At 60.3% G+C, this 16,579-nt stretch carries 16 protein-coding genes; 6 read left to right on the top strand and 10 right to left on the bottom strand.

Translation table 11 applies throughout. The features are described from left to right. The first annotated feature begins 60 nt into the window (after window positions 1-60). Window positions 61-264, top strand: coding sequence for a DUF5800 family protein (locus tag GJR99_RS01085; protein ID WP_151108830.1), 204 nt, complete (start codon window positions 61-63; stop codon window positions 262-264). A gap of 131 nt (window positions 265-395) precedes the next feature. Here GJR99_RS01085 and GJR99_RS01080 read toward each other — a convergent pair whose 3' ends face one another. From GJR99_RS01080 to GJR99_RS01065, 4 genes are all read right to left on the bottom strand, one after another. Beyond that, window positions 396-1,544, bottom strand: a complete 1,149-nt coding sequence (locus GJR99_RS01080; RefSeq protein ID WP_151108829.1) for a DUF3179 domain-containing protein — start codon at window positions 1,542-1,544, stop codon at window positions 396-398. A 104-nt stretch (window positions 1,545-1,648) separates the two neighbouring features. Next, the gene (locus GJR99_RS01075) at window positions 1,649-2,335 is read right to left on the bottom strand and encodes a dolichyl-phosphate hexose transferase (protein ID WP_151108828.1); all 687 of its coding nucleotides are present in this window, start codon (window positions 2,333-2,335) and stop codon (window positions 1,649-1,651) included. Between the two features lie 58 nt (window positions 2,336-2,393). After that, window positions 2,394-2,711, bottom strand: a complete 318-nt coding sequence (locus GJR99_RS01070) for a hypothetical protein (protein WP_151108827.1) — start codon at window positions 2,709-2,711, stop codon at window positions 2,394-2,396. A gap of 118 nt (window positions 2,712-2,829) precedes the next feature. Then, window positions 2,830-3,585 carry a ribonuclease H-like domain-containing protein gene (locus GJR99_RS01065; protein ID WP_151108826.1) on the bottom strand — a complete coding sequence of 252 codons (756 nt, stop codon included), beginning with the start codon at window positions 3,583-3,585 and terminating at the stop codon, window positions 2,830-2,832. An 84-nt stretch (window positions 3,586-3,669) separates the two neighbouring features. Here GJR99_RS01065 and GJR99_RS01060 point away from each other — a divergent pair, with 84 nt between their 5' ends. The 3 genes from GJR99_RS01060 (at window position 3,670) to GJR99_RS01050 (ending at window position 7,312) form a co-directional block, all read left to right on the top strand. Next, window positions 3,670-4,377, top strand: a complete 708-nt coding sequence (locus GJR99_RS01060) for an SOS response-associated peptidase (protein WP_151108825.1) — start codon at window positions 3,670-3,672, stop codon at window positions 4,375-4,377. A gap of 1,449 nt (window positions 4,378-5,826) precedes the next feature. Further along, the gene (locus GJR99_RS01055; RefSeq protein WP_151108824.1) at window positions 5,827-6,273 is read left to right on the top strand and encodes a DUF5805 domain-containing protein; all 447 of its coding nucleotides are present in this window, start codon (window positions 5,827-5,829) and stop codon (window positions 6,271-6,273) included. Beyond that, on the top strand, window positions 6,263-7,312 hold the full coding sequence (locus tag GJR99_RS01050; protein ID WP_151108823.1) for a tyrosine-type recombinase/integrase: 1,050 nt from the start codon (window positions 6,263-6,265) through the stop codon (window positions 7,310-7,312). Before GJR99_RS01055 ends, GJR99_RS01050 begins: the two co-directional genes overlap by 11 nt. 260 nt (window positions 7,313-7,572) lie before the next feature. Here the strand turns inward: GJR99_RS01050 and GJR99_RS01045 are convergent, their stop codons facing one another. From GJR99_RS01045 to GJR99_RS01035, 3 genes are all read right to left on the bottom strand, one after another. Beyond that, the gene (locus tag GJR99_RS01045) at window positions 7,573-8,469 is read right to left on the bottom strand and encodes a hypothetical protein (protein ID WP_151108822.1); all 897 of its coding nucleotides are present in this window, start codon (window positions 8,467-8,469) and stop codon (window positions 7,573-7,575) included. Between the two features lie 87 nt (window positions 8,470-8,556). After that, on the bottom strand, window positions 8,557-10,671 hold the full coding sequence (locus tag GJR99_RS01040; protein ID WP_151108821.1) for a coiled-coil domain-containing protein: 2,115 nt from the start codon (window positions 10,669-10,671) through the stop codon (window positions 8,557-8,559). Window positions 10,672-10,801: 130 nt separating this feature from the next. Continuing rightward, the gene (locus GJR99_RS01035) at window positions 10,802-11,635 is read right to left on the bottom strand and encodes an MBL fold metallo-hydrolase (protein ID WP_151108820.1); all 834 of its coding nucleotides are present in this window, start codon (window positions 11,633-11,635) and stop codon (window positions 10,802-10,804) included. 491 nt (window positions 11,636-12,126) lie between these two features. Here GJR99_RS01035 and GJR99_RS01030 point away from each other — a divergent pair, with 491 nt between their 5' ends. Next, window positions 12,127-12,576 carry a TIGR00725 family protein gene (locus GJR99_RS01030; protein ID WP_151108819.1) on the top strand — a complete coding sequence of 150 codons (450 nt, stop codon included), beginning with the start codon at window positions 12,127-12,129 and terminating at the stop codon, window positions 12,574-12,576. A 22-nt stretch (window positions 12,577-12,598) separates the two neighbouring features. On the opposite strand, the gene GJR99_RS01025 is transcribed toward GJR99_RS01030, so the two are convergent. The 3 genes from GJR99_RS01025 to dph2 all read right to left on the bottom strand — a co-directional run bounded on the left by GJR99_RS01025 (window position 12,599) and on the right by dph2 (window position 16,107). Continuing rightward, window positions 12,599-14,176 (bottom strand): hypothetical protein, encoded by a 1,578-nt coding sequence (locus GJR99_RS01025; RefSeq protein ID WP_151108818.1) that lies wholly within the window; start codon window positions 14,174-14,176, stop codon window positions 12,599-12,601. Window positions 14,177-14,255: 79 nt separating this feature from the next. Continuing rightward, entirely contained in the window at window positions 14,256-14,819 is a 564-nt protein-coding gene (locus GJR99_RS01020) for a hypothetical protein (protein WP_151108817.1), read from the bottom strand. A 253-nt stretch (window positions 14,820-15,072) separates the two neighbouring features. After that, the gene (gene dph2 / locus GJR99_RS01015) at window positions 15,073-16,107 is read right to left on the bottom strand and encodes a diphthamide biosynthesis enzyme Dph2 (protein ID WP_151108816.1); all 1,035 of its coding nucleotides are present in this window, start codon (window positions 16,105-16,107) and stop codon (window positions 15,073-15,075) included. Window positions 16,108-16,299: 192 nt separating this feature from the next. Here dph2 and GJR99_RS01010 point away from each other — a divergent pair, with 192 nt between their 5' ends. Then, window positions 16,300-16,569 carry a hypothetical protein gene (locus GJR99_RS01010; protein ID WP_151108815.1) on the top strand — a complete coding sequence of 90 codons (270 nt, stop codon included), beginning with the start codon at window positions 16,300-16,302 and terminating at the stop codon, window positions 16,567-16,569. Window positions 16,570-16,579 lie beyond the last annotated feature (10 nt).

Raw genomic sequence — 16,579 nt, 5'->3', positions numbered from 1 at the left:
GTCAGTCGGTTTCGCCGGTGACAACGTGCGTTTAAATACGTGCAGGGAGGAAGGACGGATATGACGATTCTCTCCTTCGACGACGATGGTGTCGACGTGGTCTACGAAGGCACGGAGTTCCGACTCGAAAAGGAACTCATCGAAGAGGCTATCGGTAAATCCTACCCCGACGTGACCGACCACGAGGTGCTGAAAATCGTCGAAAAGCAACCCTCGCTCACTGGCGAACCGCGTCGCGTGCGCGACATCCTCAACTCGGCGTAACCAATCTCGCCGAATCCCAACTCGGCGTAACCAATCTCGCTGAACCGTCCGGCGTACTCGCCCACGCCGTCCCTGCTTTTTCATAGACGTACTCCTCGTCGGGCGTCGCGACGGCCACCACGGCAACGAACCTACTGGCCGTAAATCTCCGTCTCCGGGTTGAAGTCAGCCCACGCGAACCAGAACATCGGCGAGCGGTCGTTGGCACGATTCAGGACCGTTCCTTCGTGGGGACCGTCGAGTGCGCGTCCAGTGACGATATCCCAGCGAGACCCGTCCGCGGAGAGAACCTCCCCATCACGCTCGAATTCGAGCACCGACCCATCGACTCGGCGGACGTACGCGGCGAGCGTTCCGTCCATCGTCGCCGCGACGACGACTGGAAGGCTTCCGACGTCGTCGTTGACGACGCCTGCTTTCGACACCGGGTCGAGTGGATACGCGCGCGCGACACCATCGGCCGTGATGCCGATGACGGACGTCTTGGGGTGCATGCGCTCGTCGACTTCGTCGTTGAATCCGATGCCGATAGAGCTGGACTGTTGATAGCTCGTGTAGGGATTCACGGCATACTGGCGGGTCTGCCGGCCGCGAATCGTTCCCGAAACAGGAGGTGGGACGAGCACTTCGGTGTCTGGATGCGACGCCTTCCACTCACCCCACGTCGAGATAGTCGCCGGGAGAAGTGACAGTGTGTCGCCGGTCAGTTCACCCCGAATCGCTGTGGCGAGTACCTGACTCCACAGCGAGTTCGTCCGGTCGTCGTACATCACGAGGTCAGACATCCAGAGGAGTCCCGAGACGCCGAAGTAGGTCGGTTCGCCCTGGACGAGTCGGTCCGCGACGACGGCGCTCCCACAGAGTGGGCAGTAGGTGACGACGACGGGGCGGCCGTCGAAGGTGTCGTTGACGATTTCGTGCCAGTTCAGGATGGCCAGTGGGTAGGCCCGCGCGATACCGTCGAGTTCGACGCCGACCACCTCGAAGGAGTCTTGGAGTTCGACGTTCACTTCGTCGAATCCCGACCAATCGTCCGAGTAGACAGGGGCCGTGATAGCCGGGATGGCGTCTTTCGGTGCCCCTCTTCGGAGTTCGTCTTCGGGGATTGGGAGGTCGAATGGGCCGGCAGTAGTCCGCGCCGGTTCGTCTGTGGTACGGCCGGTGGTAGTCTCGTCGGTATCTGTCGAGTCAGCGTCGCCTGCGATAGGTGGGTCGTCTCCGAGACACCCTGCGAGTGCGGACGTTACACCGAGCGCGGCGAGGAAACGACGACGGTTCATACTCTCAGTTCGTTCGACCGATGTATGAACGACGTGCGGTCTGGTGTCGATTCGCACGACCGGCAGAGCCAGTGAGTCGGTAGTTCGAACAGAGAACGGTCAGTTCAGAGTCTGAGTCGCTCTTCGAGACAGACTTTCACGATGGATTTCGCGATGGCCGCGCCGCCGGCGAACGGGTCGAGTTTGGTCTCACCGGCGCGTTCGCGATACGGAATCGGAACTTCGGCAATCTTGTAGCCTCGCATCGCGGGGCGAATGAGGAGTTCTGCCGAGAGACCCGTGTTCTCAGTCCAGTCGATGTCGTGGAGGAGGTCACGGCGGTACGCTCGCATTCCGGTCGTCGTGTCGTGAACCGTCGCACCCATGAGGAAACTAGCGATACGAGCGAACGCGACGTTTCCGAGACGGTTGAGCCGGGGCATCGTCTCGGCACCCTTGGAGATTCGGTCGCCAGAGACCACGTCGTAGCCGTCGTTGATGAGGTCCAGGAACTTCGGGAGATACTCCATCGGATAGGTGTCGTCACAGTCCGTCGTGACGACGACGGGTCGGTCTGGAGCGAGAACTGCCGCCTCGACCGCGACGCCGTAGCCCTGTGGTTCTTGTTCGACGACGCGCGCACCCATCTTTCGGGCTATCTCTGGGGTCCGGTCGTCAGAGCCATCGACGCAGACGACTTCCGCTCGTCCATCGGTGATTCGGTCGATGTCAGCCAAGACGGAGCCGATGGCCTGTTCTTCGTTGTACGTCCCCATCACCACGGCGACGTCGTCGAAGGTGTACGTACTCATTACGCGAGATTATCGCTACCCCGACTTGAGTTTTTAGGTTTGCCAAAAACAGCTGGTATCAGCTCAGGCCGCGCGTGTCGGGTTGGTCTTCGAGTTGTTTCGTCTGGTCGATGAGGAACTCCATGAGACGGGTCGCAGACTGCTCGACGTCTTCGAGTTTGTCGTCAGATTGGCCGCTGACACGAACAGACAGTTCGTAGAGACTGAGTTCGACGTGCGGGACCGTCTCGTCGCCGTTCCCGTTCTGTTCGTGCATCCCGCCATCTGCTGCGTGTTCTGCCTCGGCATTGGTCACTTCCTCGGCATCTACGGGGTCGTCGCCTCCGTCGACATCTTCCGTCGCGCCGGCGTCCTCAGCGTCGGGGTTATCAGTCACGTGCGGCGGGAAACGCCCGGAGAGCAAAAAGGCGGTGTTTCGGTCTTCGTCCGTTCGCGCAAGCACCCAGGCGAACCGAGTTCCACGCGGTTTCGAGTATACTACCGAATCGAGTGTTTCAGGCGAACGTCGTCTCGAGACCGTCGCACGCTCGCTCGTGGAGACGGCCAGTAACAGTCTCCATCAGCCGTTCGAGATTGACCGTGTCTTCTCGGTTGTACGAGACGAGCGTGTCGAGTGCTGCGTCGTCACCGCGTTCGTACTCACGCCAGAGTCGAACCGCGTCGCGGCCCGAGATATCTGGCCGGTCGCGGTCGATGCCGACGTCTTTCTCGATCTGTTTCAGACCGCCGGTCAGGTCGAGCGTCCGGCACGGGTACATCAGGTCCACGTGTGGAACGTCGATGTCGACGTCGAACGAGGTTTCGAGGAACGGCACGTCGAACCGCGCGCCGTTGAACGTGGCGATGAGTTTGGCATCGACGAACTGCTCGGTGAGCGCGTCGGCAGTCAAGGTGTCTCCCTGAACGAGTGTCGTCGTCTCGCCGTCTCGATAGAAGGAGACGGTGGTGACATCGTCGCGTTCGGCCGACAACCCGGTCGTCTCGATGTCGAAATAGCACGTCTCGTCACGGAAGTTCTCGTAGAGACGCCAGCGCTCGCCGGACGGGAACGAGTCGTCGAAGAACCGAGCGTTGCCGTCGTCGAGGTGTTCTGCCGCCTCTGCGATGTACGACTCGATTCGGTCTGCCGTCTTACTCCCGACGAGAGATGCGTCGAACTCGTCCCAGTGTGTGACCCCTGATTTCCAGAGGTTTCGTTCCGTCCGTTCGCCCACCCCACGGACGGGAATGAAACTGTTCTCGATTCGCATATCGTATCGGGGGAGTGGCGACACCCTAAAAGCGTCGCCGATACGCCGCGGGGATTTTACCCACACCACACGTATTTTTGACCCATGTGTGGTCGTTATTCGCTATTTACGCCTCCTGAGGACCTCCAGAAGCGGTTCGGCGCAGAGCCGACTCGTCCACTAGAGGCACGGTACAACTGTGCGCCGGGACAGGAACTCCCCGTCGTCACGAACGAGTCTCCCGACGAGTTTCGGTTCCTGAAGTGGGGTCTCGTCCCCTCGTGGGCAGACAGCGCCAGCGTCGGGAACGACCGCATCAACGCACGCGCGGAGACGGTCGACGAGAAGCGTAGTTTCGCCGCCGCCTATGAGTCGCGTCGGTGTCTCGTCCCTGCCGACGGATTCTACGAGTGGACGAAGACGTCCAGTGGGTCGAAACAACCGTATCGGGTCGCCTTCGAAGACGACCGACCGTTTGCGATGGCCGGCCTCTGGGAGCGGTGGAAACCCCAGACGAAACAGACTGGACTCGGTGAGTTCGGGGCGAGTGGCCCCTCTCGCGAGCAGGAACCACTGGAGACATTCACCATCATCACGACCGAACCGAACGACCTCATCTCGAAGCTTCACAATCGGATGGCCGTCGTCCTCGCACCCGACGAGGAGGAGACGTGGCTTCACGGCGACCCCGACGAGGTGAAAACGCTACTCGACCCGTATCCAGACGACGGATTGACCGCCTATCCGGTCTCGACGCGGGTGAACAGTCCGGCGAACGACACCCCCGAGTTGATAGCGCGCGTCGAAGTGTGAAATCGGTGTGGTGACCATCCAAGCGGGTGATTTTCAGGGAAGGTGGTCCCAGAGCAAGTTCACAATCGTGGTCACAGGACTGTCTGCTGCCGCGATGAAGCAGTCGAACGTGCTTGGAATCGTGACAATTGGATGTTACTTGGGGTAGCACTCGGTTATTGCGATTGGATATAGCGATATACAATATACAAGTTTGGAGTCGGACAGTTCAAATCGATACTCACACGAGCTCATCAGTCTGAAATAAGCACTTCAGCCCATCGAAGCGACAAGCTGGCAGTTTGGGGACTGAACCTCGACGAGACGTCGCTTTGGACTGGAGTACGTCCGGGGAGGTCCACCACGAACCGAAGGGAGTGACTACGAAGATAGTAGATCGGGAGACCACAGCTCGACGCCTGACTCCGGGGGTTGACCCCTGGAGGATTGCCGAGCAGGTTCGACTCTACTTCGAACGAAGACACGTGTCGAGTTCTCCGACTGGCGAGGTCGGAGTGTCAACCTGAACACCACGATTCGTACGCTGCTGTCGTCACGGCGGCGGTACGCCTCATTTGGCACCCAACCACAGAAGACGGAGAGAAACGCCTCAGTGGCCGTCTAAGCGACTTCGTGTTGGTGCGTAGTTTCTCTTCGTCGACCCTCGTCGAAGGCCAAAGAGACCGCGTACTGGAGTGTGCCTCGGTACTCGACACCCGACCTCTGTCTCGAACTGTTGTACTCATCTCGGAGCCATGTTTTTCGGAAACAGGGGGTGTCGGACTTGTACTGTCTAAACAACAGCCAACCGCTAAACGCCATCTCTCGAACCACAAAATATCGAATCAAATCTCTGTGAATACAACAGTGTTTTTCGCTAGTTTATTTTGACTTGAAGAAGTCGAAAGATATCCGATATAAATCAGGATGTGTTTGATTGAAATAATGGTGTCTCTGGACTACCTTGAATCCAAGATAACCGAAGCTTGAATCAGCAGTTGATTGTGGCAATTTAAATTTCGAGGTTTGGGCGGACTACATCGACAGCTCTGAGCCATCGTTCGAGGAGCGACATCAGCCAACATATAATATTTCAGAATGTTTTATAGTGGAATAACGAAACCCGTGGAAAGGCATCCTTCCACACCAACTCCAAGGGTAAACGCAGTGAAGATTGATGTCCATTTTCCGAGATGGTTTCCAAAATTGAGATCGATTCCGAAAGATTCTGACGCTCTCGAGAAAACACAATGAGGTGGCCCCCGTAGATCGGCTCGAGACACCCGAAATCGAGAGATACGAGCGGATTTACTTATCAGGAATACTGCTATCAAATAGTCGATTTTAGGGATGTAGAAATCAGGATAAGCCGGAATTTAGGCCAGAAATCCAATAGTAGAATTTCAGATAAAGTCCCTTATTCGTGATAGTGCCGGTAGATTGAATATCGGCCACCGAGTCGAACCGTCCATGAGCGACGACGGCGACCGGGCGACAGTTCTCACCTACGTTCCGGCCCACCAGAAGGAGGTTTGGAAGGACCACGCCGCCCGGCTCGACATGAGTCAGAGCGAATTTGTCAGAACCATGGTACAGGCTGGCCGAGCAAGTTTCGACGTTCCAGTGAGGGGCGATGAAGCGGCCACGACCCCTGGGGTCGACGGGGGGAAAACAGGGTTCCAAAACGGAAGTTCAAATCAGCAAGAAGTTATCGAAAATAACGACGAGCTCTCTATCCGAATTTTCGACGCACTCGAGGCCGAATCTCATCTCTCGTGGGACGAACTCGTGTCGGCACTGACAGACGACATCGAAGACCGCCTCGAATCGACCCTCCAAGAGCTCCAGTCGTCGGGGCGAGTCGTGTACAGTGGACGCCATGGTGGCTACACCCTCGCGGAGGACGATGGCCGCTGAACGACCGGCCGACGTCGACGACCCAGTCGGGTATTTCCTTCAGGATATGACCTATCACGGGAAGACCGACCGAACCCGAACTGCGTACGAACGTGTCCTCCGCGAATTCGAAGCGTTTCTCGGAGACCCGTCTCGGAACCCCACTGGAACTGCAAAGTCGCCGGACGAAGCCAGCCATCGCGACTGTATGGCGTGGATACACACGCTCAGAAACCGTGCTGTCGCGTCCAGCACCATCGCCACGTACGCCTCCTATCTCCACCGATTCTACGCCTACATGTCGCAAGTCGGGGTCTTCGACTCGAATCCGATGAGTCTCGTGATGGAAGAGATGGACGAAAAGATCGACACGAATCCCGCCCGGAGAGAGGTTTCGGTCCCACAGATGCGGGGGTTCGTCCACGAGATACGCCATCCACTGGAGCACGCACTCGTCGTGACGCTGCTCAAGACCGGGATGCGTGTCGGTGAACTGTGTAACCTCGACCTGCGGGACGTCTCGCTCTCCGTCGAGACACCGTTAGACGGTGTATCGACCCGTGCCGCACTCGACGGCCGTGGTCCATCGATATACGTCTCGTCGGAACCGAGTGTTGGAACGGTCTCGAACGGCGAAGAACGAACCGCGTCTAACAAGCGAAAACGCTCGACAGTCGTCCCTGTCGACGACGAGTTAGAGACCGTACTCCTCCGTTGGCTTGCGATTCGGCCGGATACAGACGCTGCTGCCGAACCGCTCTTCGTCGGGACCGCTTCAGGATGGGGGACGCGGTTGACACCCGACGCAGTCCACCACATCGTCACCTCGCATGCTGCCGATGCCGGGTGGTACCGCAGGGGTGGAGACCGAGAAGAGAACGTCACCCCCCACTACTTCAGGCACTTCTTCACCACACATCTCCGGGACCGGACCGGAGACCGAGGCATCGTCAAATACCTCCGTGGTGACGTCGCTGGCGACATCATCGACACGTACACCCACAATTGGGGCGATAGAGTGCGTGAAACGTACGAATCCAATATTTATTCACTCCTCTGAGTAGTGAATCGAGTGTCTGGAGTGCGACGTATAAATCGTATGTCGCTATATCCAATCGGTGGGGGTCAGAGAACTTCGATGGTCGGAAACGGTCCCTCGGAAGAGAACTGTGGAATTGACACAGAGAGTCGTTTGACCCTTAGATGCCTCTTTACCGCCCGAGATGAGACCGTCGTCTCGCTGGACAGTGATGGTGGAATACAGTCGACGGCGCTCTCGACGCTGATGCACTGCGGCGAAACGTAGTCGAAACGGGCCGGTCAGACCCGGAGTTCAGTCTCGAGGTCCGGCGACTCGATAGCGTCTTTGACTGTCTCGGCGGCGTCAGTCGCCTCGGCGACGTTCTCCATCAACACCGTCTCGCTCGGGAAGAGATGTTCACCGAGGACGAGGCCGTGTTCGCGGGCGGTCGAACCAGTCATCGTGAGGTAGACACCGAGGCCAGTCTCCGCGATTGCGGCCTCCTCTTCGGGGCCTTCGTCGGGGTACGCGAACGTCACGTCGTCGAGACATCGGGTTCCGAGCACTGCTTCGACCAGTCGCTCGTATCGGGGCGAGATACAGAGGTCACCCGCGTAGTCGGCGACGAAGTCACGGTCGAGGTCCGAACCGGGTGGCAGAATCTCGGGGTCTGCCATGAGCGTGTGGTAGACGGTGTCTCCGAGACCCGAGACGACGCGAACGTCGGTGTCCATCGGGTCGATACGGGCGTTCACGTCGTCGATGCTGCCGAGTCCGTCGGGTTCGAGTGTGACTACCTCTTCGAGCACGAGGTCTGCGCTGTCGAATCCGAGGCCGAACTCGTGAGTTCGGAGCGCACGGAACGGTTCTTCGCGCCCGACGAGATGGATGTTCACGCCGTCGATTTCGAACGCGACGCTGTCGAAGACGATGCGCCGTGGCATTCCCTCTCGATCGTCACGCAAGAGCGTGTACTCTGGCGACGTGTCGTCCGCGAGGTCGCTGTAATCTGCGAGTCGCTCGTACACGTCTCGTTCCGGATGGGTATGGCCTTTCGTGACGGACTTCTCGAATCTGAGCGTCGAGGTGATTTCGTCTGCCACCTCGGCGATGCTGTCGGTCGTGGCGAACCGTTCGAGCACTGCTTCGAGGGGGCGGCCCTTCCGCGGAACGGCGACGCGCACCGTCTCTGTCATCATCGGAACGTCGTGGTGGCCCGCTAAACAGGTTGCGCTTCGGGAAAACGTAACTGTGAGAGAGTAAACCGAAGAGAAATCGTGCGACTACTCGGCGTCGTCGGCGTCGTCTGACCCGCCACCGAATCCGCTGCCGAACGCGCCTGCGAGTCGCTCGCGGAACTCTTCGACTTCGTCGACTGCCTCGTTCAGTTCGTCGACGTCTGCTCGAATCGCTGCAACCTCGTCTTCGACGTCAGAGAGGCTCTCGATACGCTCTTGGACGTCGGAGAGTCTCGAATCGAGCGAGTCTCGCGCCTCGACGATGTCGCCGTCGAGCGACGCGATATCTTCTCGAATCTCGCCGATTTCGGCGTCGAGTTGCGAGGCGGTCTGGTGTGCGTCTTCGGTATCGCTTTCGACGCTGTCGAGCCGGTCGACCGTCTCGTCGAGGCGACCCGTGAGTTGGTCGAGGTTCTCGTGAAGCGCACCGAGTTCTTCGGCCCGTTCGCTGAGCGTCTCTTCGACCGAATCGAGGCGGTTCGAACCGGCGTCGATGTTGCGCGTGGCTGCGTCGATGTCGTGCTGGTGGTCGTCCAGTCGACCGTCGTGGTCGTCGAGGCGGCCGTCGTGAGCGTCCAGCCAACCGTCGTGGTCGTCGAGGCGGCCGTCGTGGTCGTCCAGATGGCTGTCGTGGTCGTCCACTCGTTCGCTGACGGTGGCGACCTTCGACTCGACGGTTTCGCTCCGGCCGTCGACTTCTGCGAGCGTCTCTTCGGCCGCGTCGAGACGCGATGCCGTGTCGTCGACCGATTCGACAGCCTCGTCGACCATCGTGTCGAGCGCCTCGATATCTTCGCGGAAGTCGGCCATCTCGTCACGGAACTCCCTGACGAGTTCCTCACCCGTGCCCTCTTCGTCGATGAACTCAGCGAGTGCGTCGGAGTACGCCGTGAGGTCTTCGACCTGTGATTGGAGGCGCTGGATGCGAACGTCGGTGCTCCGGCGGGCCTCGACTTCGACGGCCTCACGGACGACGGCGAGGTCATCGTCGTCTGCCTCGCCTTCACGAATCTCCGTGGCGAGTGCAGCGACGAGTCCACCCGTGGCCTCGACAGCGACGGTGGTGTCGGCGTCGGTCTGTGTGTCGTCGGTTTCACCATCGTCGAGTTCGGCTTCACCGACGTCCGGGACGTCGGCTTCCGTGTCGTCGTCCGATTCGACGGTTTCGGCGACGGCAGTCTGTGAGTCGTCGGAGTCGGTCTCTACTTCTGCTTCGCCAGACGATTCTATGGCTGCCTCGTCGTCGCGCTCGACTTCCGAAACAGGTTCTTCTTCCTGCGTGGACACTCCAGCGGTCGTTTCGGTATCGACCGCCGAGTCGTCGGCGACGTCGGCCTCGGCGTCCGCGTCCGCGTCGTCTTCTACGTCCACCTCGTCTTCCACGTCCGCGTCCATCTCGTCTTCCGCGTCCACATCCGCGTCGTCTTCGTCGGTGAGAATCTCCGCGTCAGACGGGAGTTCCTCGACGTCTTCTCCAGCAGCGCCGAGTACGACGGCGTCGTCGTCTTCGACGTCTGTGTCGGCAGATTCGGCGTCGGCGTCTGTATCCGCGACGGTTGGTTCTGCGGCATCGTCTGTCGAGTCGGCCGCGTCCGCGTCCGCGTCGTCTTCGCCGATAGATTCGAAGGCGGCCGCCAGGTCTTCGTCAGATGGCTCGTCACCGAAATCAGACTCGTCGATGGCGTCTCGGTCAGCCTCGTCTTGAATCGGGTCGCGCTTCCCGGAGAGGACGTCGCGGACGAGTTGGCTTCGGTCCTCGCCGAGGATGTCGTCGATGTCGTCCGGGTCGATACCGCCATCGACCGGGATTCGTTCGAGCGTCGGTTCTTCGAGGAAGTCCGACCGCTCGTGACCGTCGCTCAGACGGATTCCGTAGACTGTGACGAGTTCTTCGTCGGCTTCGAGCGTCCGTTCGTACTCGACGCGGTGGTCCTTGTACGCGGTCCAGTTCTCGCTGTCGTAGTCTGGGTGGAAACCGACGCTCTCCATCGAGAACGTCTCGGGAATTCGGTCGATGATTCGGATGCGCGTGGAGTCGTCACGATTCGAGGAGATGACGAACTTGATTGCCGGGACAGGGAACTCGTCCGCGGCGAATGTCTTTTCGACTGTGACCTCACCATCGGAAACAGAGAGTACCTCTTCGGGCTCGTGGCTCATAGCCCGCACTTCCCCCACATGCATTATAAAACAACCGGGGAGATACACCCGACCTCGACGCGGGCTATCGATTCGACAGTATCCGATTCGTGAGTGTTTGCAACTATGAGAGGTTTCGCAGGACCTGTGTCTACAGGTCGACCCGGTCGCCAATCTCGACGAGTTCGAGGGACCGCGGTGCGGCGAAGCTCTTTGCGTGGTGGTGGAGAACTTTCGGGTCCGAGGTCATACCCTTCCACATGTCCCAGTGCGACGGGAGCAGGCGGTCGAGGTCGAGGTCGCTCGCGGCCTCGATAATCTGGTTTTCGTCGTTGTACCACTTCGTCCGGACGGGTTCGCCCGTCTGCTTGTCGGCGATGTTTCCGACGGTCCCGAACGCGAGGACACCCAGGTCGATGTCGTATCGCTCGCCGATATCGGTGAACTCCGCGGCCGGTTTGGTGTCGCCGCCGTGGAAGAACGTCCCCGACTCGTGTTCGAAGACGTACGAGACGGGGTGCGTCGCGTCGGGGTCGTGCGCAGGTTCGACGTGGACGGTGAACTCCCCGATTTCGATGGTGTCACCCTCGGAGACCTCTTCGAACTGGTCTTCGGAGAGGTCGTAGTCGTCGAACCACGCCTCGTCGTCGTACGCGACGGAGAGCGAGTCGTCGGGGGCGACGAACGTCGCGCCCGTGTTTTCGAGGATGGGTGCCTGACTCGGGCCGTGGACGTGGTCGGTGTGTTCGTGCGTAGCGAGGACTGCGTCGGCCTCGGTTACGTCTTCCGGGTCGAACGGAATCGGAATCATCCGAACAGTCCGCGGTGGAGAGCCAATTCCGACGTACGGGTCGATGAACACCGTCGTCCCCGCACTCCCTTTCAGTACGAACCCGTTGCAACCGAGATACCAGATGGCGACCGTCTCGGGGTCGGCCGCTTCGACCGCCCGAGGAAGCCAGTCGCTCCAATCACTGCGCGTCATATCCACGTCTCCATCCGCTGGGGGACTAAGCGTTGCGCTCTCGACATGCCAAGCCAGGGCCTGCACACCGAGCGTCCACGAAGAGTCCGAGATACATACGTCTCGATAGTGTTCGAACCAGTATTTGGAATATAAGGTCATCCCCCCGAGAAGATATTTACAACTGCGTCACGTTACACCATAACATGCTAAAATCACACAAGAAGACGGCAGATTTCTCGTCTATGGCCCAGACGATGCGTGCATGCAGTTCCTGGGAACCGGTCTCACCGGTCGAAAACAACGTACCGCAGGTTGACTGGTTCTGACACGTTCGTCTCTCAGTTCCTCATCTCTCAGTTCCTCATCTCTCAGTTCCTCATCTCTCAGTTCTACCGTAGGCGGTCGAACTGTCCCCTGATTTTTATGCACTCCGGACGGGTGGTCGTCTACATGTCGAAACAGAAACGAGACGCTGGACGTCAGCACGGCCACGACGGAGAACTGCGTCCATGCGAGTGAGCGTCGTCGGAGGGAGTGTCGCTCCCGAACCGGTCGAAACACTCGCCGAAGAGGTCGGCAGATTGCTCGCACAGCGAGGCCACACCGTCGTCTGCGGCGGACTCGGTGGCGTCATGGAAGCAGCGTGCCGCGGCGCGAAAGACGCCGGCGGGGCGACCATCGGAATCCTCCCCAGTGAAGACCGAAGCGATGCGAACGACTACGTCGACACCTGCATCGCGACCGGACTCGGACACGCGAGAAACACCCTCGTCGTACTGAACGGCGACGCCGTCGTCGCCATCGACGGGTCAGGCGGCACGCTCTCGGAAATCGGCTTCGGCAACGTGTTCGACCGCCCAGTGGCCGGTATCAGAACCCACTCGGTTGGCTCGATAGAAGGCTTCCGCTCGTGTGCGACGCCGGAAGAGGCCGTCCAGTTCATCGAACGAGAAACGTAAAATCGGTGTGCGAAACAGGAAGTCAGTCGAGTTCTCGTTCGACGCAGTCGCGGAGGACGTCGTCGACGACGGTTTCTCGGAACTCGTCCCAATCTGTCGTCTTCGACCAGAGATGTGCCGAATCGGTCGGTTCGAGTGCGTCGCGACCTGTCTCGCGCTCACGGATTCGGACGTATCCATCGGCGAGCAGTGCTTCGACGGCGACGTCGAGGCGTGGACGGAGCGCGTTCGAGAGTCGTTTCTCGAAGGCGTCTGCCTGGCCTCCGTTGCGAGCGATGTCGACACAGAACGCCTCGAACGAAGTCCACGATTCTTCGTCGCGAGCGCCGGCGACGATGCCATGATGTTCCGCACGCTCGCGGAGGTGCGCGGTGACTGCTCTTCGGGTTCGGGGGCGTGACCGCGGCGGCCCGGTCGTCAAGACGTGAAGGGCGATTGCTTCGAGGTCACCGAGTGGCGAGAGTGAGTGGCCATCGACCGAGAGCGGTGTCTCTCCTCGAGCGACACCAGCGTCGCGGAAGTCGTCGAGACGGTCAGCGGCGGTCGCAGTCCCCTCTGTGAGTTCACCCATCGCCTCGGAGACAGGCCGGTAGGCCTCCGAGAGTTTCGTCCGAGCGTCCAGATACGCGTCGAGTTGTTCTTCGAACCGGTCTATCGTCTCGAACAGAACAATCGTCGCGTCGTCTTCGAACTTCCCGAATCGGGCGTCACAACTCTCGCGGAAGCGGGCGAGTAACTCTCGCGGGTCGTCTTCGACCGGAGAGAGAAGTGCAGTTTCGGCGTCGAGCCACGAATCGAGCGCGTCGAGCACCACGTTCGGGTCGCGCGTGTCCGATGGGTCGGGGGTGGGTTGGTCACTCTCGACGAAGTCTGCGAGTTGTTCGCGTGCGCGACCGACGTAAGCCGACATCGAGTCGAGCGTGGAGTCGTCTTTCGACCGAGTGGTGTAAGAGGGTCGCCGGCGCGACCCACGAGAGTCGCCGCTCGCCTCGGCGAGTGCGTTTCGAAGGTCCGAGAGGGCGATTCGAAGCGGGCGAGCGACGGCCGTGGCGGCCGGACCGTCCGCGACGTGAGCGAACTCGTCGAGCGCCGTGGTCGTCGTCTCGACGTTCGAGACGACTGCTCGGAGGGCAGACACGGCGGCCAAGTCGAGTCGTTCGTCCGCCGGAACGGTGAAGAGTGTAATCGCGTCGTCGTCGGTCACGCCGGTGTCGACGAGTGCAGTGCGGGCCGCGTAGAACGCGGCGGCAACCTGTGGCGGTGCACTGGTGAGATTCACCACGACGTCGCCGTCGGCGACAGACGACCGCAAGAGGTCGGTCGTCGCGGCGTACAACTCCACGAAGGGCGCGTCGAACGGGAGTCTGACTTCGTCGAGCGGGCTGTCGAACTGGGGACCGAGCGTCTCAGAGATAGTCCGGGCGACGCGTGCGCGCGCTCGCATCGGACCTGCGGCACAATCGTCCGGGTCGCGACCCTGCTCGGGGTCGGCTTCGTCACGGACCAGACGGACCCGGTCAGCGCCGAAGTCGCCGGTTTCGAGCGGGGTGACGACCCGCTGGACGTCGAGTCCGAGGACGGAGAGGTGGGTCGTCGGCATCTTTCTGACTCATTCGCCACCGCTACCCTGAATGTTGTGGTGAGTCGTGACTATCTGTTGTCAGGAAGTGGTGCGGGGGTCAGGACCACGACCGATAGAGGTCTCGTCCGACGACGCCCAAGCCGACAGTCTCGACGACGAACAGGATGAGACCACCGACGAGGGGAACGACCGAGAAGGCTGCAGTGACGAGCGCACCAATCACCAGTGAGAGACTGAGGGGAGGTCTGCTGTTCGAGAGCAGACGGGCGACGGTGGACCCGAGGAAGACAGTTGCAACCGCGCTTCCGGCGGCGGAGAGCGCGACGAACAGCAGGATTCCAGGGATGGCGACGACGAGTCCGATGATGGTAATCGCGAGGACGATGATTGCGATGAGACCACCGATACCGATTCCGAGGCCCCAGATGAACGACCCACCGGGGTCGTCCCGTATCTCGCCGAGGGCGTTACGGGTGTACGCCGGTAGCACGGCGATGAGGATACCGCCGACGACGAGATTGACGACGAAACTCATGCTAGCGCGGATGGCCGGAGAGGCCTGCGCCACAGATTCGGAGGGCTGTGCAGACGCGACACCTGCGAGTACGAGTAGGCTGAGGAGTCCGAAACCCGCGGTGAGGGATTTTCGAGAGGGGACCATACTACGCCGTGACACTACGAGTTCAAAGGATCTTTGGCTGACAAGTTTGTGGGGAGAGGAGAGACGGGATGAGAGTGAGATGAGGGGGAGCAGAGAGGAAATAGAGGGATGAGAGTGAGATGAGGGGGAGCAGAGAGGAAATAGAGGGATGAGAGGAGAGCAAAGACAGGATGAGAGGAGAGCAGAAACGAAGTCGAAAATCAGTTCGGACGACCGCGGCGTTACGGCGACGGGCGAGCGTCGCCCTGTCGCCTTACCACGTGCCGTGGAAGGTGTCGAACTTGAGGGAGTCGAGCGGTTCGTCACCGACCGCGATACGGTACTCCTGGGGCGTGAGCATCGGTTTGTGGAACCGCGGGCCGTCGTCGGTCGTGATGCGCGGGCACCCCGTGTTGACGAACGCGTCCATCGCGAAGTTTCTGAGCCTATCTGGCGTCACTTCGTCCATGGTGATGAGGTAGGCGTTCGGGTTGTCTTCGAGAATCTTCTCGGCGATCTCCATCCGACCCTGTCCAATCTTCGTACAGAAGATGACGCCCCACTTCTCGGCGTCCATCGCCTTGTGGACCGAGGCGTAGCGCTGTTTCATGAACTTCCGCGTGTCCGCGAGGGTGACGACGTTGTTGACGGGGTCGGCGATGACGACGTTCTTGTCGGGGTGTTCCATCGCGAGACCGAGTGGGTGGAACTTCCCGCCACCGACGTAGAGCACGTCGTCGGCCGGGATGTCTGCGGAGGCGTAGTTGCATCCGAGCACCTGCCCTTCGTAGGTGAGTCGGTCGTCGCCCTTGCGGGTCTGGACGGTGTAGCCACGCTCTTCGAGCCAATCACACATGTCGTCGAAGCGGTTCATGTGCTGGGCGGTGGTGACGAGGCCGACTTCGTCGCCCTGAATCTCGTCTAAGGCCTCTTCCATGATGGGGAAGGGGTCCACGTTGGAGAACAGGGGGACGTAGATAATCTTGTCAGACTCCTTCATCGGAGAGTGGCCGAAGTGGACGAACACGTCGGTTCGGCGCATGAGATAGGTGTCGAGGTCACACGCGCCGTAACATGGCTGGCCCGAGAGCAGGAACGTCACGTCGTCGTCACAGAGTTGTCGGAGGTCGTCTGCGACGGCCGGGCCACGGCGCTTGAGGCCTTCGGGGAACTGCAGGCCGACGCGCTTGGCGTCGCGTTCTTCGATGGCGTCGATGATTCGCTCGAGTTCGTAGTCCCACTCCCGGTCGTGTTTGAGTGACATCCCGGTGTTCCGGAGGTCTCCCTCCGAGGAGGCGTCCTGACTCATTGGACCACCCTTACCGATGAAGAGGTATAACGGCGGCGCTTCCCTACGAATGGGCGTCACACACCCGCATACGACCAGTTCGTCTCCCGAGCACACTGTGAACGAACCGGTCAATCGGGATACCTCGCTGTGGTGTGCGCCGGTGGAACCAGACCGCAATGCGGCTTATTAGCTGGCTGTCGTATGTGATGTATGTCCAGCGACAGCAAGCGGCACGACGAACACTCTCACGAAGGTCACACGCACGAAGAGCACGTCCACGAGGCCGGCGACCACGAACTAACCGAGTGTCCGGCCTGTGGGGCCCCAATCCGTGGGGCCGACGACATGAAGCGTGGCGAGACCATCCCCGAGATAACCACCATGGAAAAACGGCATGTCATGGTTGGACGGCGGACGAACGACCTCTGGATGTGCAAAGGATGCGGTGCGACACTCGGCGTCCGACGACGACGCGACTAGGACCCGATTA

Source organism: Haloferax marinum (genome assembly GCF_009674625.1).
GTDB lineage: Archaea > Halobacteriota > Halobacteria > Halobacteriales > Haloferacaceae > Haloferax > Haloferax marinum.
This window is presented reverse-complemented; position numbering and strand designations above follow the sequence as displayed.